Raw genomic sequence first — 21,979 nt, forward strand, 5'->3', positions numbered from 1 at the left:
ACTCAGACACTGGTGGTCAACTTCACGCGCGGCGCAGACTTCGAGCTGTACTTCGCATGACGTTGTTCAAAGAGGCGGATAACCAGCCACGCCACCCCGCACAGCAGGGAATAGAGCACGGCCAGCACCAGATAAGTGCCAAACTGATACTGGTTGTAGTCGCGTTCCATGATCAGGTGCGCAGTCGCCATCACATCTGCTGCCCCGATGTACATCACCAGCGCCACGTTATGTATCAGATAGATAATGGCATTACCGTAGCCCGGTAGCGCATAGTGCAGCGCCTGTGGACCAATGACGCGCAGCATTTTCTGGCGGAAACTGTAGCCAAGACTTTCGGTGGCGTCGTGCTGACCGCGCTCAACCGCAAGGTAGGCCGGACGTATCACTTCCGACAGATAACCGCCGTGATAGAGGCTCAGGCCGATCATCGCCGCCACGTTGGCCGAAAAGACGTCACCAAAGCCAATGTGATCGGTAATCAGAGGCATGCCGTAAAAAGCAACAAAGAGCTGCAGCACCACGGGCACGCTGCGCGCGTAAGAAACATAAAGATCGGCCAGCTGGCTAATCACGGGAATACGGCGCACGCGGAAAAACGTCGCGATGAGCGCCAGAAAGAACCCGACAATCATCGCCACAAACATAATGCCGAGCGTCAAAGGCAGCGCCGACAGCAGTTCTGGAATCATGGAGGATAGATTCACGGTGAAACACTCCTGCTAAAAGGGACAGCATGCGCCCGGCTCAACGCCGGGCGCAGTGAATCTGTTACTTCATGTACTTCGTCACATCTTCGCCAAACCATTTCTGCGACAGCTTATCCAGCGTGCCGTCCGCCTTCAGCGCTTGCAGGGATGTGTTGATGTCATCACTAAGCGCCTGATTCTCGGCAGAACGGTGGATCAACACGTAGGTGTTGTTGATTGCCACCGGCTCGCTGGCTTTAATTGCCAGCTTCTGGTTGTCGATGACCGTCTGTTCACCCAGATTTGAAGGCAGGATCAGTGCGTCATATTTACCGTTCTGTACTTCTTTCAGGCGATCCGGGTAAGGCACACCGGCGCTGGATGCTTTGATGGTGATCTTGTCGTTCGGGTTATCCTGCTGCCACTGGGTGACGAACTTATAGACGCCGCCGCCTGCGGTTACCGGCACGATATTCTTACCCACCAGATCTTTCATGCTGTTGATTTGGCTGTCGCTGCGGCTATAGATTTTCATCAGGCTGGCACCAACAGGTGCATCCGGGATCAGGAACTGTTTACTGCGCGCAGGCGCTTTATAATATCCGCCTGTCGCCATGTCATATTTGCCGGTCACCAGGCCGGTTTCCTGCGCGATATCAGCCGCGCCTTCCATCACAAATTTGTACTGGGGCAGTCTGGCGTTGATGGCTCTCAGCACGTCCGGCTCGTAACCCTGCGGCTCATGACCAATCGCACCCCATGACAGCGGTTTGGATTCTGCTGCGGTGGCAATTTTAATGGTGCGTACGGCGTCAGCGACGCTATTGCCGCTGAACAGGGCCAGCGCGATGATGCCCGGCGCGGCCAGGCGGCGTAATATCGTTTTGATTGCAGGCATGTCTTTGATTCCTTTTATTTTAGAATGCTTTTTCTGAGTTGAGGAACTGGGCAAGGCGCGGCAGCGCAGGGTTATCAAACATCTCTGCTGGCGTCCCCTGAGCCGCTACCACTCCCTGATCCATAAACACGATTCGATTCGAAATGCTTTTCGCAAACTGCATTTCGTGCGTCACCAGCAGCGAGGTAATGCCGGATGAGGCCACATCTTTAATCACTTTAAGTACTTCGCCTACCAGTTCAGGATCGAGCGATGAGGTCGGTTCATCAAACAGCATCACCTCCGGACGCACGGCCAGCGCACGGGCGATGCCGGTACGCTGTAGCTGGCCGCCGGATAACTGTGACGGATAGTGATCGAGCCTGGCGCCCAGGCCGACGCGCTCCAGCTCCTGCACCGCGATGTCACGCGCTTGCTGTCTGGTTTTACGCTGAATCACCAGCAGCGGATCCATCACGTTTTCCAGCACCGTCATGTTTTTAAACACGTTAAACTGCTGAAAGACCATGGCGGTGCGCAGGCGGATTGCCTGAATTGCCGCTTTGTCGGGTGACTGATAATCCATGCGGATCTGATCGAGCTGAATCGTCCCGGCTGACGGCTTCGCCAGATAGTTGATGCAGCGCAGCAGGGTGGTTTTCCCGGTACCGCTTGGCCCGATAATTGACACCACATCGCCGCGTTTCACCGACAGATCGACGCCTCTCAAAATGGGATTGCTGCCGTAAGCGAGCGTAATATTGTTCAGTTCTAACATCCGGTGCAGTCCTTATTTATGCAGATCGGCATAGCCAAGCACATGCATCAGACGGTTGGCCCAGCCAAAGATGGCGATAGCGTGGATCAGATCGATAATCTCCTGATCGTTCATACCGACGGCGCGCAGCGCGGCAATGTCTTCCGGCAGGGCTTCCGAAGGTGTCACCGATAAACGACGGGCAAAGTGATAGATCGCCGCGTCGCGTTCACCTAACGCATCCGCTCTGTCGAAATAGACGGCACTGACCACGGCGTCGCTGTCGGCCAGCTGCACATGACGGCGCGCATGCACCACCGCACAGTAGCGGCAACCGTTAACCACAGATGCACCGAGCGCACCCAGTTCACGGTCGGCACGATCCAGCCCTCCTTCCACATACATGATGGCGTTGAACAATCCGGTACGTGCGGTGTAGCTCTCTGGATCGTGTACCAGCGTTCGCACGTACTCTGAAATTTTCTTGTTAGAGGGCGTCACCTTCATCGCATCAAGCTGCGCAGGCGTTGCCCGCTCAACATCCACCGGCGCGATATAGGGATGCCAGTGCAGCGGCTTGAGATTAACTGATGGAATCATGCGGACCTCATCAAACGTAAGCCAGCCGCAACGCGCGTCTGGAAATTAACAAAGGCGATCAGTTCAGAGAGCGCAACAATTTGCGGATTGCTTAAACCCGCCTGCTCCAGCAGGCGAATGTGCTGTTCAGTCGCCCTGATCGGCTGCTGCGTCACCAGGTCAGCGTGGCGAACGATGGTCGCCAGCGGCTCTTCGCTCACCTCGTCGCCGGCAGCCAGCGCCAGCAGCGCTTCCGACGGGTTTAACGTCGCCAGCTGTGCCTGATACGCCTGTTGCAGCGGCGCATCCTGGTTTAACATTGCCATACGCTGGGCCAGCGCCACGCGCAAGTCCGCAGGTAACCCCTGTTCATCTTCCGGCGTCAGCACCGAAAGACGGCACGCTTCTGCGCCTTCTACAAATTCAGGGCGCAGGCGGCGTGTCTGATACAACGCCTCTTCTGGTGTTAGTCCGGCTGCTCGATCAATAGCGTCGCTCACAACGCGTTCTCCTGTTTTAGTCGCGGGGTTGCATCCACCCATTCATCGCCCTGCAATTCAGGGGTGTCAAAAGCCTGTAAGTTGGCGTAGTGCTGCTCGACATCCTCAGCAAACAGTGAGGCAGCAATGCCGCGTACCAGACGATCGGCACCCGCGCTCACTGCCGGAATATCGCCGGAGACTTTGCCGTGCGTCAGCATTGCGGCATCGTTGAAACAGTGGATATGGGCCAGCACGGGACAGGCACCGGGCGTCCGTTCGCGGAACTCAAACGCAGGCCCCAGATCCGGCGCGTCCAGCAGATTATGACGTGGGCTACCCATTTCAGGCTGATAGCGACCGTCGAACCAGCTACGGATGTGGGGAGCAATGGCAGCGAACTCCGGGCGGCCGTGGAAGTCATTGGTGAAGCCGGTGGCAGCGATCAGGAAGTCATAGCGCATCTCGCCCTGAGTGGTGTCAATCAGCAGGCCATTGGCTTCCTCCCTGACCGCGTTGATGGCGCAATCGAGGAAAAAACGCGCATTACTATGACGAGAGACGCGCAGGGTGGATGCACGCGGCGGCGGCGTTTGGGTCGCAGCGGTATATTCAACAAACTTCCACTTCCATGCGTCCGGCAGCTGATGCATGCCATGCACCACGCCCGGGCTGCCGATGCCGGTCATCTTGTTGATACGCGGCATCTCTTTACGACGGATCAGCAGATCGACCGCCGCTGCGCCCTGCTCCAGCGCGGTAGCCGCGTTATCCATTGACGACGCACCTGCGCCAATCACCGCCACGCGTTTGCCCTGCAACGCCGTAAAATCGATCTCATCGGCGGAATGCGCCCAGAACTGGCGATCGACGCCCTGCAGGAAATCGGGTATGGCAAAACCGCCCAGACCTGAACGCCCGGTGGCCAGCACCAGACGGCGTGTGTAGACGCGGCCGGTTTCCGCCCCCTCCAGATCGAGCGCAATGAGATCTTCGGCCTGGGTGATATGGCTGACACGGACGTTGTTTTGTACCGGCAGATTCAGCACCTTGCGATACCAGATCAGGTAATCCATCCACTGCGCTTTAGGGATTTTATCCAGCGCTTGCCAGGCTTCCTGGCCCCACTGCGCCGTGAACCACGCGCGGAAGGTCAGCTGGGGCAGGCCCAGTGCCGGGCCGTGCAGCGTCTTCGGCGAGCGCAGCGTCTCCATGCGCGCAAAGGTAATCCATGGCCCCTCACGGCCTGCGGGCGCGGCGTCATAGGCCATCACATTGTTGATGCCGGTAAACTGTAATTTGGCGAGCGCGGCCAGACCACACATACCCGCACCGATCACCACGACATCGCGTACCGATGCACCCTGACAGGTGCGTTCCGGTACCCAGGATTTGGCGGGCAGTTCGAGAAACTCCAGGTCCTGCTGAAGCTGAGCTTCCAGCGCAGCAAGACCTTTGGCGGCATACGTCATAGAGCGATTTCCCTGGTGTCAGCGATCGCCGGAAAGCGAGCGAAAACGGTTTAAAATGCGTCAATAGTTCAGTCCGCTTCATTATCGTAATAATGCATAATAGGCGGACAATAATCATAAATACGCATAGTAATAGCGAAGTTTTCGCATAATCCTCTTGCGCCAGATCGGAGTCAAGAACAACGCTCAGCAATTGACCAATGGATTTCTTATATCTTATGCCGGAAAAGTTATAAGCGCTGAAAACAGAGGCATTATTGCAAAGACGTCGCGTCCGGATGAATGGCCAGGCGCCCCACTGCAAAGACGGCAGACGAAAAGGGTTCGCTCAGGCAGGAGTCTATTACCCGCCGCCGTCAATCCTGATTAATGATGCGCATAATGCGCGGATGCTCACTGGCTGTCAGCCGTTCAAACCCCGGCAGCAGTTGCGCAGCGGCGTCCGCCAGTGCTTCTACCAGCGCCTGCGCCGCGCTGGTAATCTGGCGCCCTTGTGGGGTGATTACGCCGAAAAAGTAAGGAATGTCTTCCTGAAGCGGACGGATGGCTACTCCTGCCAGCGGCATCCCCCACCCTGTAACCGGTTCGAGGATGGCCACGCCTAATCCAGCCCGCACGCAGCCCAGAATATTCGCCGAGGAGTTGGTCTCGATGGTCTCCAGCAGCGGCGCTTTGACCTTTTTTAACGCTTTTTCATAGCGGCCTCGCAGGCGCTGCGGACTCCAGGGTGCAATCAAACGGCGGCCGGCCAACTGGCTCAGCGACAGCGCATCCTGTGCTGCCAGCTCATCATCTTCCGGTAGCGCAACCACGCACTGCGACTGCCCAATCCAGTGCAGCTCCACCGCATGATGCTCCAGCGGCAAACTGCATACACCGATATCAGCCTCTGCGGTGATCACCGCATGCGCCGTCTGTTCGGCCGATTCACTGATGATTTGCACTCTGTTTTGCAGATTCAGCGCGGCCAGCGCCTGTGGCAGCAATCCGGCCGCCAGCGCGGGCGTAGCCGCAATGCTGAGGGGGCGATGCTGCTGATGCGCAATTTCCTGTGCACGTAAGCGGATCTGCTGCAATGAAAGCAGCGCTTTTTGCACATACTGATGCAGCTGTAACGCCTCTTCTGACGGATGAATGCGTGGGCCATTGCGAATAAACAGGGGATAGCCCAGCGACTGCTCTAACTCCTGAATCAGGCGGGAAACAGCGGGCTGCGAGCGGTTCAACGCTTTAGCCGCTGCGGTCACGCTGCCCGCGGAGATTACCGCTGAAAAAGCTTCCAGCTGACGCAGATCGAGATCATTTAATAAAGTCATCGCGAGCAAAATTCCCTAAATCGTTGATCGTTCCCGATAAAAACCCATCATAGAGAGAGTCGGGTAAATTAGCCACCGTGAGAAAAATCGCGTGCTGGACGCCGTTGACGGGGTTATGCCGTTCACTCAGGCCGGTAAGTGCGTGTTAAAAGGATCACTCTGCCGGACAGGCCACCAGGCTCGCGCGGCGCTGTCGGGAGCGAGACAAGACAGGACTTACGCCTGGTTTTCACCCGGCTCTGCCGTGTCAGAGCCCCGGCGATCTCAGCGCTTGCAGCGAAGAGGGGGAGATGTACCAGACGCGAACAGTGAGGATCTCCGGGTGCAGTTAACGTCGAGGATCTCACTGACGTGTTTCAAGTATGTTGATGATTAAATCGCGAGGGAAAACGGTCTCTCGGGTGTGGATGAGCTCTGATTTTGCCCACCAGCGATGATCGCAAATGACGTCCTTTTCATTGCTGCTCCACCCTGAGCGGTCAGGGTCTACTGTATTTGCAATAATGATAAAGAAACGCTCTTCAGCCAGTACGGTCTCCCCACTCGGTAGCCTCATTGTGAAGGTCCGGGACGCGATTTGCGGCCCGGCTGACGTTCTTTTCAAACCCGTTTCTTCAAATAATTCGCGTAAAGCGGCCTGTTCAAAAGATTCATTTTTTTCAAGCCCACCCCCGGGAGTCGCCCAGTATCTGTCTCCCCTCAGGGCACCGTCCTGGTGACAGAATTTAAAAAGCAGAACATGATGTTCAGGCGAAAGAATGATTAATCGAGACGATTGTCGAATGCGCATATATCTCCCGCAAAAAAAGCCTGAATACGTATTGATATAAACATAAATTGCGTCTGAATCGCTTTACGCGGCTGCTTTTTCTTACCGCTTTGCTCTCACTCAACGTTCGCTGCTCGCCTGTAGCGGACACCGGCCCGCCTGTGATCCCACTCTGAGCCAGAAGCGACCATCTTGAATCAGATTGACTGAGTCACGGGGAGCAGGCCAGCGTAGCCATAATCCGCCGCATTCGCTCGATCATCCGCGTCTGTTTACAGGGATACCTGAATGACGGGAACCAGAGCGTAGCCGTTCCGGCTAATAACAGAACCGGGTGGTCACCCGGTCCCTCTCTCATTCGGCATGTGTCTGGTGTGAGTCAAACTGAACGATATTTATACCTGTGTCATCCCGCCATCCACACAGATTTCTGCGCCAGCGATATAGCTGCTCTCATCACTTGCCAGGAACAGTGCAGCACTGGCAACGTCTTCAGGCCTGCCCATTCTTGATAACGGAATAGCGCTGATTAACTTATTACGTAGTTCTTCAGAGGCTGCAAGCATCATCTCTGTGTCGACGGGACCGGGAGCAACAACATTAATGCGGATGCCACGCGCCGAGAGTTCATGTGTCCATGTGCGGGCAAAAGAGCGCAGAGCTGCTTTGCTGGCCCCGTATACGCCATACCCCGGCGTACCAATCACATCGGCAATCGACCCTATCAAAACGACACTCGCGCCCTCCTTCATCAGGGGAAGCGCTGCCTGCATAGCAAAAAGCGGTGAGCGCACATTCAGGCCGAAAATCGCATCAAAATGGGCCGGGGTAACGTCATCAACCGTCGCGTATTCTGCCATTCCGGCGTTGATGACCAGCACATCTATCTGGCCCGACTCAGTCTTGATTAAATCAACTATCCGCGTCAGTTCGCTTATCTGGCTGACATCCGCACGTAGTGGCCTGGCGATACCCGTCAGGGTGTGGCTGGCGGCTTCCAGCTCCTCATTGCGGCGTGAGGTCAGCCAGGTGGTTGCACCTTCACTGGCAAATCGCTGACTGATAGCCAGGCCAATGCCTTTTGCCCCGCCAAGAACCAGGGCAACTTTATTCGCTAATCGACTCATCTGCTTACTCCCGTCAGGATGGAAAGCAGATAATATAATTTGTATACTTAATAACAATTACGCACTTTAGTAAGTTAAGTGGAATGCAACATTAGCTGAGTAAACTTTGAGCAGCAATACTGCTGACAGAGGTGAATGCAATGCTGATCCCACCGAATGAACACGTCCTGTTGCTGGCAGAACGCTGGCTGAAACTGTTATCCAATCTGGGGCGGGCGCAGGCCACTCTCACAGCCTACCGTAATGCCCTTCGCCATTATTTTGAATTCTGCAGCCAGCACAGTATTGAACCTGAAAAAGCCAGGTTTGAAGATGTGGCTGCTTACATCAGCCCTCAGCTACCCGGTATGCCTTTCCCTGCGGCCAGCGCCACGCTTCAGCTTCGCCTGTCTGCGATCCGACTCTGGTATGACTTTCTCATTTATCTGGACCTCTGCACGGTCAATCCACTGCCCCGATCCGGCCCCCCCGGCATATTGAGTTCCGGCCGGGGACTGATTCCCCGAGTCGTAAAGCTGCCGCGCATTCCTGACGATGTACAGTGGCAGTCTTTCCTTTTTCATGCCGCAGCTTCCCCGCTCCGTGACCGCCTGATGCTGGCATTAACTTACTACGGCGCGCTGCGGCGGTCTGAGATCACCTCGCTGAGAATCGAAGACTTCGATTTCGCACACCGGCTCATCCGCATCCGGGCAGAAACCACCAAGAGCCGGCGGGAGCGTATTGTCTGTTACAGCCCGGCAGTCGTGCCCGTGCTGGCGGCCCATCTTATGCAGATGAAGCAGAGCGGGATCGCCCGGGGTGCCCTGTTCCGTTCCGCGTCCGATCGTAATCAGGGCGCGCCGCTTTCTTTCTGGACCTGGAGCAAAACGGTCCGGAAGTGGGCGCTGGGATCCGGAATGCCTGACATCTCAACCCATACCTTCCGGCACCTGCGGCTGACGCATCTGGCCCGCGCAGGCTGGAAGCTGCACGAGCTCGCGACCTATGCGGGGCACCGCGATCCGGCTACCACACAGATTTATATCCACCTGTCGGGACAGGATCTTGCCGCCAGGATGGCCGGTGCAATTGAAACGGCAGATATCAAGATGGCGAACCTTATTTTCAGCCCGGAGAAATAACATGAGCCCACACACACCGATTGAAAGCAGCTGGCGTCCTTTCGACATGACTGAATACCGGCTTGAAAGGTCTCTGACCTCCGCTGAACGAACGACGCTGGCCAGCTCCGGCAGTCGGTCCGCTATGCTGCGGATGAAGCCTGCGCCTGACTTCATCAGGCCGCTGACAGACATTGCCGCCGGAAGCGGATGCGGTAGCAAAGTCACCGCACTGATCATAGCCAGACTGCTGCGAGAAATGCATGTATCCGGTACTCCCTGCTGGTTCTGGCCGCAGGAACGCTGGCTGACGCTCTGCCGGGAAATCCGAGAGGGCCGCCCGTTAATGGCCGCCTTTACATGGCATCTGGCGGGCTTTCATGATCCGCTCAGCCTCCCCAATATACGCAAACCCGCCCTCTACGCCTCTGCCATCTTCGGCCAGGCTTTTTATCATCAGGAGCTGGACCGGCTTACGGATACGCTGACGTCGCTGGGTTATGCCCCGGCCAGCCAGAAAAATCATGTATCAGGCATACTGGCCACGCTGATGATTATGAACCGGGATCCAAGGCTGGAGACGTTTACGCCTGAACTCCTCTGGCGCGCGCAGAGCGGGACAGACAAGGGGATATCCCGTTACGTCGGCCGCGTTTCACACGCACTTGCCGCGCTGGGCATTTTCAGCGCCCCGATGAGGATGCGAAACTACACGAAATGGTATGAAAAGCCGGTAGAAGGAATCAATCCGGCTTGGGTGCACTGGTGCCGGCGCTGGCGGGAAACGTCAGTGCTCAGGCCGCGCACCCGCGAAACCCAGTACAGTTTTGCTCTACGCTGCGGCCTCTGGCTAGCCCGGGAGCATCCGGAGGTGCGGGAACCGGCAGACTGGACGATGGAGACCTGCGCCAGTTTCATCGCGGCGGTAGGCCGGATGAACGTGGACGAACTGCAGCTGGGCACGGAAAGAGGCACCCGGAGGTCGGTGCGCTCCGGCGAGCCCATGATGCCGCATTCCAGGGCGAATTTTATCTATTCGCTGCGCCGTTTTATGATCGATTACGAAAACTGGGGCTGGGGTCGCCTGCGCTTCAGCCCTGCCCGTCATCTTTCCACACCGGACACGCCCCTCTTCCGGCGCGGCGTCAATCCCCGGGTAATCGACGATCCGGTCTGGCTCAAGCTCATCTGGGCAAGCCTCAATCTGCGTCAGGAAGACCTGCTCACTGAAATACATTATCCGCTTGCCATGCTGCAGGCGATGGCCGTCATCTGGACCCATGCGGGGGTGAGGAAGAACGAACTGCTCCGTCTGACCACCGGGTGCATCGCGCTGCAGGCGGACGATATCGTGAAGGACGACGGTAGTATAATCCCGGCAGGAACCCTGTGCTACCTGCATATCCCTGCCGGAAAAACCTCAAAAGCCTTTGCTAAACCGGTGGCGGCTGTGGTGAAAAAATACGTCGACATCTGGCTGAATGAACGTCCGGCAGAACAGGCTTTGCTCGCCGACGAGCGGACCGGTGAGAAAGTCCGGCTTCTGTTTCAGTACCGCGGTAAGCCTGCCGGCGGTGGCATTCTTAACCGCACGCTGATACCGATGCTTTGCGCGCGCGCGGGCGTGCCGTCAGAAGACAGCGGCGGAACGATAACCAGCCACCGGGGGCGGGCCTCAGCGGTGACCGCGCTGGCCAGCGTCCCGCAGGGCATGTCGCTGTACGAGCTGATGCAGTGGGCGGGCCATTCAACGCCTCAGTCCACCATGCATTATCTGCGTATTCGCCCGACTCAACTGGCAGCCTCGTTCGTCAAAGCAGACAGGGTCGCTCACATGATAAGCGTGCTGATTGACCACGATCCCGAAGCCGCCAGCCTGACCGGACCCGCGAAGTATTATGATCTGGGCGATTCGTACTGCACGAATCCCTTCTGGAGCAGCTGCCCTCACCGGATGGCTTGCATTGGCTGTGATTTTAACCTGATGAAGGAAAGCGCCCGTGGTCTGATACTCGAGAGTAAGTCATCAATCAAGCGTTACCTTGAAGAAGTTCCGCTTACGCCTGATGAGAAAGCTATCGTAGAGCAGGACGCTGAAAAAGTTGAAATGGCGCTGAAAAAGCTAAGTTTAAAGCCTGACAAATAATTCAAGCTGAATTGTCTCGAAGACGGACGTGACAATTCATAAAATTTCGTCACCCGATGGGGAGCGCACCACTGACTTTTAAGTTATGACAAAAGAAGGTATGACTTTTAAGTAATGACTTAAAGGTAAAATGGATGATTTCAGGGTATGACATTAGGGTATACCCGGCCAAATTTTTACGCTTTGTGGGAATCACATAGGATTTTCAACAGAATTCACGTAGCGCGATCATTTCATGAAGATGCTAAATGTCCGCTATGAGCGAAAAGCAGACGTTGCCCGCCGTTAGCCAGCGGGCAACATAATAACCAGCTATTTACGCAACAGGCGCAGGCCGTTTGCCACAACAAGCAGACTTGCACCCACATCGGCAAATACAGCCATCCACATGGTTCCCATGTCGGCAATGGTCAGGGCCAGAAATATTGCTTTGATGCCAATTGCCATAACGATGTTCTGAACCAGAATGCTGTAAGTCTGTTTTGAAAGCCGGACAAAGGCAGGGATTTTACGTAAGTCATCGTCCATCAGGGCAACATCAGCGGTTTCGATGGCGGTATCGGTGCCCATCGCGCCCATAGCAAAGCCGATATCGGCGCGAGCCAGCGCCGGCGCATCATTGATGCCGTCGCCTACCATGCCAGTGGTACCCTGAGCCGTAAGTGTTTCAATGGCGCGCAGTTTGTCCTCAGGCAACTGGTTACCCCGGGCTTCATCGATACCGACCTGAACGGCAATGGCCTGCGCTGTACTCGAATTGTCTCCGGTCAGCATGAGTGTCCGGACGTCCAGACCGTGCAGCTGGCTCACCGCTTCGCGACTGCTTTCTTTGACTGTATCTGCCACTGCAAACAGCCCGAGTACCTGATGACTGTCACAGAGCAGGATGACCGTTTTACCAGCGGACTCCAGTTCCCTGAGCGTCGCCCTGACAGTCTCCGGGCAGCTGCTCGTTTCTTCAGCCAGTCTCAGATTCCCGAGGCTGTAGGTTCTGTCATTGATGACACCCCGCACCCCGCGGCCCGGCAGAGCTTCAAAGCGCTCAACGTCATAACGCTGCGAACCCTCTAATGCTGCCGTCACGGCCTGCGAAACCGGATGATCGGAGTAACCCGCCAGACTCGCAGCCAGTCTGCGGCCTTCATCTTCGGCAACCCAGGTATAGATAATCACATCCGTTTGTACAGGTTTACCGTGCGTCAGCGTGCCAGTTTTGTCGAGCGCCAGCCATTTCAGTTTTCTGCCCTCTTCAAGATAAATGCCACCTTTAATCAGGATCCCCCGGCGGGCTGCCGCCGTCAGGCCGCTGACGATAGTTACTGGCGTGGAAATGACGAGCGCGCAGGGGCAGGCGATAACCAGCATGACAAGCGCCTTATAAACCCACTCGTGCCAGCTTTCACCTGCCATCAGTGGCGGGAGGATGGCAACCGCAACCGCGATTGCAAACACCACGGGGGTATAAACCTGTGCAAAGCGGTCAACAAAGCGTTGCGAAGAGGCTTTTGCCCCCTGGGCCTCCTCCACGGCATGAATGATGCGTGCGAGTGTAGTATTTCCGGCAGCAGCCGTTACCCGGTATTCAAAACCACCGGAGCCGTTAACCGTCCCGGCGAAAACCGGATCGCCTTCTCCTTTTTCGATCGGCAGGCTTTCGCCGGTAATGGGTGCCTGATTGATGCTGGTCCTGCCTCGGACAACCCTGCCGTCAAGGGCGATACGCTCACCCGGTTTTACCCGGACCACGCTGTCAAGGGGTACAGATCTGGCATCTGCCACTGTCCAGGAACCGTCCGGCTGCTGAATCGTGGCTGTTTCAGGCGTCAGCGTCATCAGGGAGCCAATAGCATTGCGGGCGCGGTCAAGAGACTTCGCCTCAATCAGTTCCGCGATCGTGAACAGCACCATTACCATGGCGGCTTCCGGCCACTGCCCGAGCGCCAGCGCCCCGGTTACAGCAATGCTCATCAGGGCGTTAATATTCAGATTGCCGTTACGCAGCGCAATCCAGCCCTTTTTGTAGGTAGACAGGCCGCAGGCACCAACAGCGGCCAGGGCCAGAACTGCTTCCAGCCATTCCGGCATGCCTGTCCAGTGCATAGCTTCGGCGGCCGCTGCCGCAACGCCGGCCAGTGCCAGCGGCCACCAGGGATTTTTCTTTTCCTCAGTAGCCGCGTGCCGCCCGCTGCTGTCAGAGAGCTCAGGTTCAAAGCCCAGCGAACGAATGGCGGCCAGAACCGGCTCCAGCGTACCCGGTGCATGAACGACCGTCAGAACGCGCTGCATAAGGTTAAAATCCAGCTCCTTAACGGCCGACATACCGTCCAGCTTTTTACGGATCATGCCCTCTTCTACCGGGCAGTCCATCTGCCTGATGCGGATGCTGGTACGCACTCCGTCAGCGGTCAACTGCTGTGCCTGCAGCTCACCGGAAGTGACAGCCGCAGGTGCGCAGCAGGAACCGCAGGCGCTTTCCGCTTTGCTGCCTGAACAACTGATGCCGGCAGGCCGGGTGACTTTATCAGCCAGTTCCGGGTCAAAACCCAGAGAGCGCACCGCCTGTAGTACCGGCTCCAGTGCCTGCGGCGAGTGGGTCACGGTAAGTACCCTCTGCATCAGATTGAATTCAAGCTCACTGACGTCAGACAGTTTTGTGAGTTTTTTACGAAGCAACGTCTCTTCCGTCGGGCAGTCCATCTGCACGATGCGCAGACGTGTCTGAACGCTATCGCTCCCGTCGCGTTCTGCCACTGGCCCGGAAGGCTGACTCAGACTCTCCGATGAACAGCAGCTTCCGGCACTACAACAGTCCGGTGAGGCATCAGCCATTTTTTGCGAAGTTTTTCCGGAGGCGTCTGCCGTGGCAGCAGAGGTATAGCTGACGGATGTCCGCTCTCCGGACGCGGCAGAACCGCACTTGTTATTACTACAGCAGTCACTCATGTTTTTATCTCGTTCATAGCATATACTGGCATTAAAGACCCTGAAGTAACTACAGGGTCAAGTGTACAAGGAAAAAGTTATGAAAATTGGCGAACTGGCCCGGCAGGCAGGCTGTCCGGTAGAGACGGTGCGTTATTATGAGCGTGAGGGGCTGCTGCAGGCAGCATTACGTGACCAGGCAAATAACTACCGTCACTATGACAGTGCCCATCTGGAAAGACTGATGTTTATCCGCCGCTGTCGGGCGCTGGATATGACCCATGAAGAAATCCGGGTGCTGCTGCAGGCACGCAGTCAGCCTGATGCAGATTGCGGTATGGTTAACGACCTGATAAACGAGCACCTTCTTCATGTACAGGCCCGTATTCGTGAACTTAATATGCTGGAAACGCAGTTGTGCGAGCTGCAGAGTCATTGTAACGCCAACCGTGCAACGCGCGACTGTGGCATTTTGCGCGAACTGGAGCAGGCAGATGAGTCGGATGATGTCCTTCCCGTTATTTCTTCTGGCCATCTTGCCGGCAGCCATCCGCATTAATTTTTTAAGAGCAGGCTCTGTAACGAGCCGTTTTAATTAAAAGATAACGTCCGCTTCTGGCACAGAGCGGACATGCTGACTGAGCTGGAGGTCCGCTATGAGCGAGGAGCGGACCTTGATCGATTACAACTTATTTATCGACGTACTCTATATCTGACCTGCAAGATAAAAAACCACCAAAAATATATGTTTTACCGAATGTATAGTTGCTCGCTACCCCCTACTTAGCGATACTGCTCACTGTTTGTTAAACAGGAGTTGTAATGCTTCAGCTTAATCCTCTACAGCTTTTCAAAACGCTTTCTGACGAAACACGGCTCAGTCTGGTGCTGTTGCTGCGGGAAAAGGGAGAACTTTGCGTCTGCGAACTCACAACTACTCTCAGAGAATCTCAGCCAAAAATTTCCCGTCATCTTGCGTTACTCCGGGACGCCGGTCTGCTTATCGACAGGCGTGATGGCAAGTGGATTCATTACCGACTGTCACCTCATATGCCCGTCTGGGCGGCAGCTGTAATTGAACAGGCTTATCTGTGCCAGCGGGATGACATCCTGCAGCTCAGCCAGCAGGCTGAGCGGGACAATGTAACCACCAACGGCAAGCCAATCTGCATTTAAATTTTTTAACTATTCATATGTGTTTTCCCATATGTATATTTTTAAGTTCTCTGCGCCAGGCCTGACAGGTGCAGTATTAAAGGAGAGTATATGTTTCTGGCGGGTGCGATTTTTGTTCTGACGCTGGTACTGGTTATCTGGCAGCCGAAAGGACTGAGTATTGGCTGGAGTGCCGTTATCGGGGGCGCTCTGGCGCTAATGACCGGCGTGGTGCATATCGGTGATATTCCTGCCGTATGGCAGATTGTCTGGAATGCGACGGCCACGTTTATTGCGGTCATCATCATCAGCCTGCTGTTAGATGAGTCCGGCTTTTTTGAGTGGGCAGCACTCCATGTTTCCCGCTGGGGAGGCGGCAGAGGAAGACTGCTGTTCACCTATATTATTCTGCTGGGCGCGGCAGTGGCATCGCTGTTCGCCAATGACGGCGCGGCGCTTATCCTGACGCCAATCGTTATTGCCATGCTCCTGGCGCTGGGCTTCAGTCCGGCTGCCACGCTGGCATTTGTAATGGCAGCGGGCTTTATCGCTGACACTTCCAGCCTGCCGCTAATCGTGTCGAACCTGGTCAACATCGTCACGGCGGACTTCTTTAAGCTGGGCTTCAGTGAGTATGCTTCCGTCATGGTGCCGGTGAATATTGCTTCCGTGGTGGCTACGCTGGTGATGCTGCATCTGTTTTTCCGCAAAGAGATCCCGGCAACCTATGACCTGGCGAAGCTGAAAGCGCCAGCGGAAGCTATACGCGACATGCGCACCTTTCGGGCCGGATGGTTTGTTTTACTTCTGCTGCTGGTCGGATTTTTCGGCCTTGAGCCCCTTGGAGTACCGGTCAGCCTGGTAGCAGCGGTAGGGGCGTTTGTTCTCTGGCTGGTTGCCCAAAAAGGACAGGTTATCGACACCCGCAAAGTGCTGAAAGGCGCGCCCTGGCAGATAGTCATTTTCTCGCTGGGCATGTACCTCGTGGTATATGGCCTGCGTAACGCCGGCCTGACGGATTACCTCTCTGCTGCTTTGAACCGTTTTGCTGAGCACGGCGTCTGGGGTGCCACACTTGGCACCGGCTTCCTGACTGCGGCACTCTCTTCCGTAATGAACAACATGCCTACCGTGCTGGTTGGCGCGCTTTCGATTGACGGCAGCACGGCTCAGGGTGTGGTGAAAGAGGCAATGGTATACGCCAACATCATCGGCTGCGATCTCGGCCCGAAAATCACACCCATCGGCAGCCTGGCGACACTGCTGTGGCTGCACGTGCTGGCTCAGAAAAACATCACCATCAGCTGGGGCTACTACTTCCGCGTGGGCATTGTGATGACCCTGCCGGTACTTTTTGTGACGCTGGCGGCGCTGGCCCTGCGCCTGTCTTTTCAACCTTAACCCCGGGGCTGCGTCTGTGCAGCTCCTTAACGGAGTACCGTTTATGACTGATATCACTATTTATCACAATCCGGCCTGCGGAACGTCCCGTAATACTCTGGCGCTTATCCGTAACAGTGGCGTGGAGCCAACAGTGATTTTGTATCTGGAGATGCCACCATCCCGCGACGAGCTTAAAAAGCTGATAGCTGATATGGGTATTAGCGCACGCGCCCTGCTGCGCAAAAATACAGAGCCGTATGAGCAGCTGGGGCTGGCAGAAGACCGGTTCAACGATGATGAACTGCTGAATGCGATGCTGGCTCACCCTATCCTCATAAACCGCCCCGTGGTTGTGACGCCGCTCGGCACAAGACTCTGTCGTCCGTCTGAAGCGGTTCTGGACATTCTGCCTGACCCGCAGCAGGGAGCATTTACGAAAGAGGACGGCGAAAAAGTCATTGATGAACACGGAAACCGGATGAGCCACTGATTTTTTCAGTGTGCTGCCGGCAGGAAGGGAGACGCAAAAACAGAAGCCGGCAGATGCCGGCTTTTTTCATATACTGCGCTGATTAACCCGCTCAGAGAGCTGCGCGGTACTTTCTTTCCTTTCGCTGTAGCGATCGGTCAGGTAGTCACTGCGCCCGCGCGTCAACAGAGTGAACTTCATCAGCTCCTCCATTACGTCCACGATGCGATCGTAGTAAGGCGAAGGCTTCATGCGACCATCTTCATCAAATTCAGCCCAGGCTTTTGCCACGGATGACTGATTCGGGATAGTAATCATACGCATCCAGCGCCCCAGAATGCGCATCTGATTAACTGCGTTGAAAGACTGCGAGCCGCCGCTGACCTGCATGACAGCCAGGGTTTTTCCCTGCGACGGGCGAACCGCACCTGACGTCAGCGGTATCCAGTCAATCTGCGCCTTCATGATGCCGGTCATAGCGCCGTGACGCTCCGGGGAGCACCATACCATGCCTTCCGACCAGAGAACCAGTTCGCGCAGTTCCACAACTTTGGGATGCGTTTCAGGGGCATCATCAGGCAGCGGCAGACCGGACGGATTAAAAATTTTGACCTCTGCACCCATTGCCGTCAGCAGCCGGGCGGCTTCTTCCGTCGTCAGCCGGCTATAAGATCGTTCCCGCAGCGAGCCGTAGAGCATCAGAATGCGGGGCGGGTGCGCCACTTCTGCAGCCCTCAGCTTATCTTCCGTCAGCGGCACGTCCAGGAGTGAAGTATCAACATTTTTCAGGGTATCGTTCATGTTATTCACAATGAGGTCTCTTTGTGAGTCGTCGCGGGTGACAGGCTGCAGCTACTGCCTGCGCAGCATTCCTCTGTAAGAAAGGCCATCAGTTGTTCAAGCTGCGTATAGCAAGGTCTGCAAAACAAGGTACGGCTCTGCCGTTCCTGGCTGATCAGGCCCGCGGACATCAGCGCCGAAATATGATGACTGAGCGTGGAGGGCGGAATACCGAGGCGCTTCTGCAGAACACCGACTGGCAGGCCGTCATGACCCGCTCTCACCAGCTCCCGGTATACGCTAAGACGGGTCGGGTGCCCCAGCTCCCGAAGCGCATTTGCTGCTGTTTTTAAATCCATACGCCCTCCTTGAACTATATTTCCAGAATAATAGAAATATAATCAGCGTCAAATATTTTTCCCCGGAATGGATGGCTCGCCCTTATCCCGGTTCGGTCCAGCAGAGGAAGGATGACGACGCCAGATCACTATGGAAATCGCCGTGATGAACAGGGTAAGGATGGCAGATAAAAGCAGCGTGCCGGGTGTGCCGTATTGCTCCAGCAGTATGGCGTAAACTGACGGCGCGAGCGCCGCGAGCAAAAAAGCGGGTGACAGCAGTAAGCCTGTTTTACGGGCATACTGCTGCGGATCAAACAGCACAAGAGGCAGGACGGCCTTAATGATCGTACTCAGTCCGTTTACAGCCCCGTAACTCAGAATAAAGATGGCTGTAGCCACCGGGGTAACATTCCCTGCAAGGCCAACCAAAAAGCATAATGGCAGAATAATGCCGGTAAACAGGCTCAGACGGATCGCTGAAGTACGTGCACCGGAAGCCACGTCCAGCAGTCTGGCGCTCACCTGTCCCATCCCCCACAACATACCCGCTACGGCGGGCATACCATAAGCGGCCAGTATCTGAGGAAAATGAGCGGACACGCCGGTGGAAACAAAGCTTATCAGCGCTATCAACGTGGCGTACCACAGGCCGCTGATAAAGGCTTTCCGGTCTTCTGCTGGTCCGATCGCCTGAAGAGCGGGCTGCCCGGCAACGGGAGGTTGACGCCGATAACCTGCCGGAACGGTGGTCAAAAAAAGCAGGCTGACAATGCCTGCACAGCCGTAAACGATAATGGCATGCCGCCAGTCGGTAAAGTGCAGTAGCGCAGCGCCAGCAGGCCAGAACGCGACTGACGCGAGACCACCCAGCAGTGTGACCAGGGTGATTGCCCGGCGGGCCTCTGCGCCTGCAATTTCTACAAGCAGCGCAAATGCGGCATCATACAGGGCAAGTCGCATGCCAGCTCCCATCAGGAGCCAGACGGCAACCCACGATGTGGTTGAATGGGTAAAAGCCATCAGAAAACAACCGAGGACTATGACGAAGGTTCCCACCATCATTACCGTACGCCCGCCGGTACGTGCTATAAGGGGGCCGGTAAGTGGCGAGACAAGCCCCATAACAAGCATGGCAATAGTCAGCCCGGAGAATGTCACAACTGGTGACCGGCCTGTCTCCGACATGATGGCGGTCCCGAAGACCCCCGGCATATAGAATGTGATACCCCAGTTGATTAGCTGCGTCATGCCAATGCAGAAAATGGTGCGGCCTGTCAGATACCCGTCAGTCAACCCGTGCTCTCCGGAAATGTGGCGTCGCCCTGCCCGAGCGTACGCTGCAGGATGACCGTATCAAGCCAGCGTCCGTGCTTGAAGCCCACAGATCTGAGCGTTCCTGTAATGCTGAAGCCTGCCGCGCGATGCAGGGCAAGAGAGGCGCTATTTTCGCTGTTTCCAACTACGGCCACGAGCTGGCGAAAGCTACGGTCCTCTGCCCATGTGACCGCACTCAATAACAACTTTTTTCCGATCCCCTGGCCCTGAAAATTGGGGGCAATATATACAGAATTCTCCAGGGTGAATCTGTAGGCACACCGTTCCCGGTAGAGTGACAGGTAGCAGTATCCGCGGACATTGCCGTCCTCAACAGCCACAAACCAGGGCAGTCCTGCTGCACGCACCTTTTTCAGGCGGGCTGTCATTTCAGCCGGATCCGGCGGTTCAGTTTCAAAAGTGGCGGTGCCATGCAATACGTGATAAGCATAAATCTGCTGGATGGCAGGAATATGTCGTTCATCTGCTTCGGTTATTTCCATCGGTACGGCTCCTTCTGCGGTCATAAGCAGAGACTAACCGGAATGAACAATTTCAGACAGGCAGCAGGACTTATCAGCGGCATAAGGAAAATTTTGGCATGGCAAACCTGAACCTCGATCACCTGGCTACTTTCAGACTGGTCGTCAGCCGGGGCAGTTTCTCCGGGGCGGCTGAAGCACTTGGTCTGTCGCAGCCGGCAGTGAGCCTGCATATAAGACAACTGGAGCAGGCGCTTCAGGTCCGGCTTATTGAGCGAACCAGCCGGGGAGTAAGGCCCACGCCAGCCGGGCTGACTCTCGTTGAGCACAGCATGAAAATTGATGCAGTGGTAAGTACAGCAGTTGAATCGGTGTGCCAGCATTCTGATGAGATAACCGGCACTGTTACTGTTGGCACAGGCGCAACGGCCTGTATTCATTTACTTCCCCCCTTACTACAGCAACTGCGGCAGGCCCATCCCCTGCTGAAGGTGGACGTACGCACAGGTAACACTTCCGATATAGTGCGGGGCGTGGAGGAAAATCGTATAGATATTGGCCTGGTGACTCTGCCAGCTGCAGGTAAAAACCTGAGCATCATCCCGCTGGGTACGGATGAGTTTGTTGTCATCATGGAAAAGGATGCATCAGAGCCGAGTGCGAAAATATGGAATCCGGGCGCTTTGTTGCCGCTGCCGCTGATTATCTTTGAACCGGGAAGCGGGACACGCGCCCTGATTGACCAGTGGTTCCGGGAGACGGGACATATTGCCTGCCCGGTCATGGAGCTTGGCAGTATCGAAGCTATTAAAAGAATGGTCCGTGCCGGTCTTGGCTACAGCATTGTTCCCAGAATGTCCGTTGCATGCATTGAGGAAAGATCGGGGCTCGATCTTTACTCTGTGACGCCCTCTCTTCACCGGACTCTCGGGACAGTCATGCGGGAAGACCGGATTGTAAGCAGAGGTATCAATGAAGTGCTGAAAAACCTAAACAGCAGTTTTGCAAAAAACGAAATCAGATAAATATTCTTCGATATCTAAACCGGACAGGTCTACTCTCTCCGGCGAAGTATCACTACAGCTTTTACCAGCTACCAACGTCCGCTTCTGGCACAAAGCGGACATACGCAGAAAAGCAACTCATGAACGAGCATCAGCGTCTTCCATTATCGCTTTCACTCTTAAAATGGTCTGCCGTGTGGTGTCAAATTCGCGGGCGATCGCGCTGATACTCTTCCCTTCACTAAGACGCAAGAACACCGCTTTCTTTTGTTCGTCATCCAGAGCCGGCGGGCGGCCGAAACGCTTTCCGGATGCCTTAGCCCGCGCAATACCAGCATGTGTACGTTCAAGTAGCAGATCGCGCTCAAATTCAGCAACCGCCGAGATTACCTGCATTGTCATCTTTCCGGCCGGACTGGTGAGGTCTACCCCTCCCAGCGCCAGGCAGTGTACCCGTATTTCTGACGCAGAAAGTAGCTCAACGGTTTTTCTGATATCCATGGCGTTTCGCCCGAGGCGATCCAGCTTCGTTACGATTAAAACGTCTCCGTTTTCCATTCGATCAAGGAGACGCATAAATCCAGGGCGTTCAGCAGCCGCGACTGAACCACTTGTGTACTCTTCAATCAGTCGCTGGGGTCTGATGGCAAAGCCAGCCGCTTCGATTTCACGACGCTGGTTTTCAGTGTTCTGTTCGAGGGTCGATACCCTGCAGTAGGCAAAAACTCGTGACATGTAGTTACTTTATGTACGAAATAGGTGTACTTATTATAGCGTATGTCCGAAATTAAAAACACTAACTTTCGGACAGACTA

22 protein-coding genes are annotated in these 21,979 nt (G+C 55.6%); 7 read left to right on the top strand and 15 right to left on the bottom strand.

Annotation, left to right across the window (positions count from 1 at the left end; all coding sequences use genetic code 11):
* Nucleotides 1–2: 2 nt before the first annotated feature.
* The 9 genes from HP564_RS03540 to HP564_RS03580 all read right to left on the bottom strand — a co-directional run bounded on the left by HP564_RS03540 (nucleotide 3) and on the right by HP564_RS03580 (nucleotide 8,065).
* On the bottom strand, nucleotides 3–692 hold the full coding sequence (locus tag HP564_RS03540; RefSeq protein WP_371240672.1) for an amino acid ABC transporter permease: 690 nt from the start codon (nucleotides 690–692) through the stop codon (nucleotides 3–5).
* A 79-nt stretch (nucleotides 693–771) separates the two neighbouring features.
* A complete protein-coding gene (locus HP564_RS03545) occupies nucleotides 772–1,587 on the bottom strand; it encodes a transporter substrate-binding domain-containing protein (RefSeq protein WP_371240227.1) in 816 nt (271 codons plus the stop codon).
* Between the two features lie 19 nt (nucleotides 1,588–1,606).
* Nucleotides 1,607–2,344: an amino acid ABC transporter ATP-binding protein gene (locus HP564_RS03550; protein WP_371240229.1), complete on the bottom strand. Its 738-nt coding sequence runs from the start codon at nucleotides 2,342–2,344 to the stop codon at nucleotides 1,607–1,609.
* Between the two features lie 12 nt (nucleotides 2,345–2,356).
* Entirely contained in the window at nucleotides 2,357–2,923 is a 567-nt protein-coding gene (locus HP564_RS03555; protein WP_371240231.1) for a peroxidase-related enzyme, read from the bottom strand.
* Nucleotides 2,920–3,402 carry a CMD domain-containing protein gene (locus HP564_RS03560; protein WP_371240233.1) on the bottom strand — a complete coding sequence of 161 codons (483 nt, stop codon included), beginning with the start codon at nucleotides 3,400–3,402 and terminating at the stop codon, nucleotides 2,920–2,922. Before HP564_RS03560 ends, HP564_RS03555 begins: the two co-directional genes overlap by 4 nt.
* A complete protein-coding gene (locus HP564_RS03565; protein ID WP_371240235.1) occupies nucleotides 3,399–4,853 on the bottom strand; it encodes an NAD(P)-binding domain-containing protein in 1,455 nt (484 codons plus the stop codon). Before HP564_RS03565 ends, HP564_RS03560 begins: the two co-directional genes overlap by 4 nt.
* 356 nt (nucleotides 4,854–5,209) lie before the next feature.
* Complete coding sequence (locus HP564_RS03570) at nucleotides 5,210–6,169, bottom strand: LysR family transcriptional regulator (protein WP_371240237.1); 960 nt, start codon at nucleotides 6,167–6,169, stop codon at nucleotides 5,210–5,212.
* A 343-nt stretch (nucleotides 6,170–6,512) separates the two neighbouring features.
* Nucleotides 6,513–6,959 carry an NUDIX hydrolase gene (locus HP564_RS03575; protein WP_371240239.1) on the bottom strand — a complete coding sequence of 149 codons (447 nt, stop codon included), beginning with the start codon at nucleotides 6,957–6,959 and terminating at the stop codon, nucleotides 6,513–6,515.
* A 374-nt stretch (nucleotides 6,960–7,333) separates the two neighbouring features.
* Complete coding sequence (locus tag HP564_RS03580; RefSeq protein WP_371240241.1) at nucleotides 7,334–8,065, bottom strand: SDR family NAD(P)-dependent oxidoreductase; 732 nt, start codon at nucleotides 8,063–8,065, stop codon at nucleotides 7,334–7,336.
* Between the two features lie 140 nt (nucleotides 8,066–8,205).
* Between HP564_RS03580 and HP564_RS03585 the strand changes: the two genes are divergently transcribed.
* Together HP564_RS03585 and HP564_RS03590 are read left to right on the top strand one after the other, a co-directional pair.
* Entirely contained in the window at nucleotides 8,206–9,189 is a 984-nt protein-coding gene (locus tag HP564_RS03585) for a tyrosine-type recombinase/integrase (protein ID WP_371239615.1), read from the top strand.
* 1 nt (nucleotide 9,190) lies between these two features.
* Nucleotides 9,191–11,314: a tyrosine-type recombinase/integrase gene (locus tag HP564_RS03590; protein ID WP_371240633.1), complete on the top strand. Its 2,124-nt coding sequence runs from the start codon at nucleotides 9,191–9,193 to the stop codon at nucleotides 11,312–11,314.
* A gap of 312 nt (nucleotides 11,315–11,626) precedes the next feature.
* On the opposite strand, the gene HP564_RS03595 is transcribed toward HP564_RS03590, so the two are convergent.
* Nucleotides 11,627–14,143 (bottom strand): heavy metal translocating P-type ATPase, encoded by a 2,517-nt coding sequence (locus HP564_RS03595; protein ID WP_371240635.1) that lies wholly within the window; start codon nucleotides 14,141–14,143, stop codon nucleotides 11,627–11,629.
* 193 nt (nucleotides 14,144–14,336) lie between these two features.
* Between HP564_RS03595 and cadR the strand changes: the two genes are divergently transcribed.
* The 4 genes from cadR to arsC all read left to right on the top strand — a co-directional run bounded on the left by cadR (nucleotide 14,337) and on the right by arsC (nucleotide 17,264).
* Nucleotides 14,337–14,795 (top strand): Cd(II)/Pb(II)-responsive transcriptional regulator, encoded by a 459-nt coding sequence (gene cadR / locus HP564_RS03600; protein WP_033755771.1) that lies wholly within the window; start codon nucleotides 14,337–14,339, stop codon nucleotides 14,793–14,795.
* A gap of 263 nt (nucleotides 14,796–15,058) precedes the next feature.
* Nucleotides 15,059–15,412 (top strand): metalloregulator ArsR/SmtB family transcription factor, encoded by a 354-nt coding sequence (locus HP564_RS03605; protein WP_028722306.1) that lies wholly within the window; start codon nucleotides 15,059–15,061, stop codon nucleotides 15,410–15,412.
* Nucleotides 15,413–15,502: 90 nt separating this feature from the next.
* A complete protein-coding gene (locus tag HP564_RS03610; RefSeq protein ID WP_019106253.1) occupies nucleotides 15,503–16,792 on the top strand; it encodes an arsenic transporter in 1,290 nt (429 codons plus the stop codon).
* Nucleotides 16,793–16,835: 43 nt separating this feature from the next.
* The gene (arsC, locus tag HP564_RS03615) at nucleotides 16,836–17,264 is read left to right on the top strand and encodes a glutaredoxin-dependent arsenate reductase (protein ID WP_028722307.1); all 429 of its coding nucleotides are present in this window, start codon (nucleotides 16,836–16,838) and stop codon (nucleotides 17,262–17,264) included.
* 66 nt (nucleotides 17,265–17,330) lie between these two features.
* On the opposite strand, the gene arsH is transcribed toward arsC, so the two are convergent.
* From arsH to HP564_RS03635, 4 genes are read right to left on the bottom strand one after another with little or no spacing between them, the layout of a single operon-like run.
* A complete protein-coding gene (gene arsH / locus HP564_RS03620) occupies nucleotides 17,331–18,044 on the bottom strand; it encodes an arsenical resistance protein ArsH (protein ID WP_028722789.1) in 714 nt (237 codons plus the stop codon).
* Between the two features lie 5 nt (nucleotides 18,045–18,049).
* Nucleotides 18,050–18,382 (bottom strand): helix-turn-helix transcriptional regulator, encoded by a 333-nt coding sequence (locus HP564_RS03625; RefSeq protein WP_028722790.1) that lies wholly within the window; start codon nucleotides 18,380–18,382, stop codon nucleotides 18,050–18,052.
* 48 nt (nucleotides 18,383–18,430) lie between these two features.
* Nucleotides 18,431–19,612: an MFS transporter gene (locus tag HP564_RS03630; protein WP_371239620.1), complete on the bottom strand. Its 1,182-nt coding sequence runs from the start codon at nucleotides 19,610–19,612 to the stop codon at nucleotides 18,431–18,433.
* A gap of 41 nt (nucleotides 19,613–19,653) precedes the next feature.
* Nucleotides 19,654–20,181, bottom strand: coding sequence for a GNAT family N-acetyltransferase (locus HP564_RS03635; protein ID WP_014606056.1), 528 nt, complete (start codon nucleotides 20,179–20,181; stop codon nucleotides 19,654–19,656).
* 98 nt (nucleotides 20,182–20,279) lie between these two features.
* Here HP564_RS03635 and HP564_RS03640 point away from each other — a divergent pair, with 98 nt between their 5' ends.
* The gene (locus tag HP564_RS03640; protein ID WP_028722792.1) at nucleotides 20,280–21,185 is read left to right on the top strand and encodes a LysR family transcriptional regulator; all 906 of its coding nucleotides are present in this window, start codon (nucleotides 20,280–20,282) and stop codon (nucleotides 21,183–21,185) included.
* A gap of 117 nt (nucleotides 21,186–21,302) precedes the next feature.
* Here HP564_RS03640 and HP564_RS03645 read toward each other — a convergent pair whose 3' ends face one another.
* Nucleotides 21,303–21,899: a recombinase family protein gene (locus tag HP564_RS03645; RefSeq protein WP_371239623.1), complete on the bottom strand. Its 597-nt coding sequence runs from the start codon at nucleotides 21,897–21,899 to the stop codon at nucleotides 21,303–21,305.
* Nucleotides 21,900–21,979: the final 80 nt, after the last annotated feature.

This window comes from Pantoea sp. KPR_PJ, from assembly GCF_041386365.1.
Classification (GTDB): Bacteria; Pseudomonadota; Gammaproteobacteria; order Enterobacterales; family Enterobacteriaceae; genus Pantoea.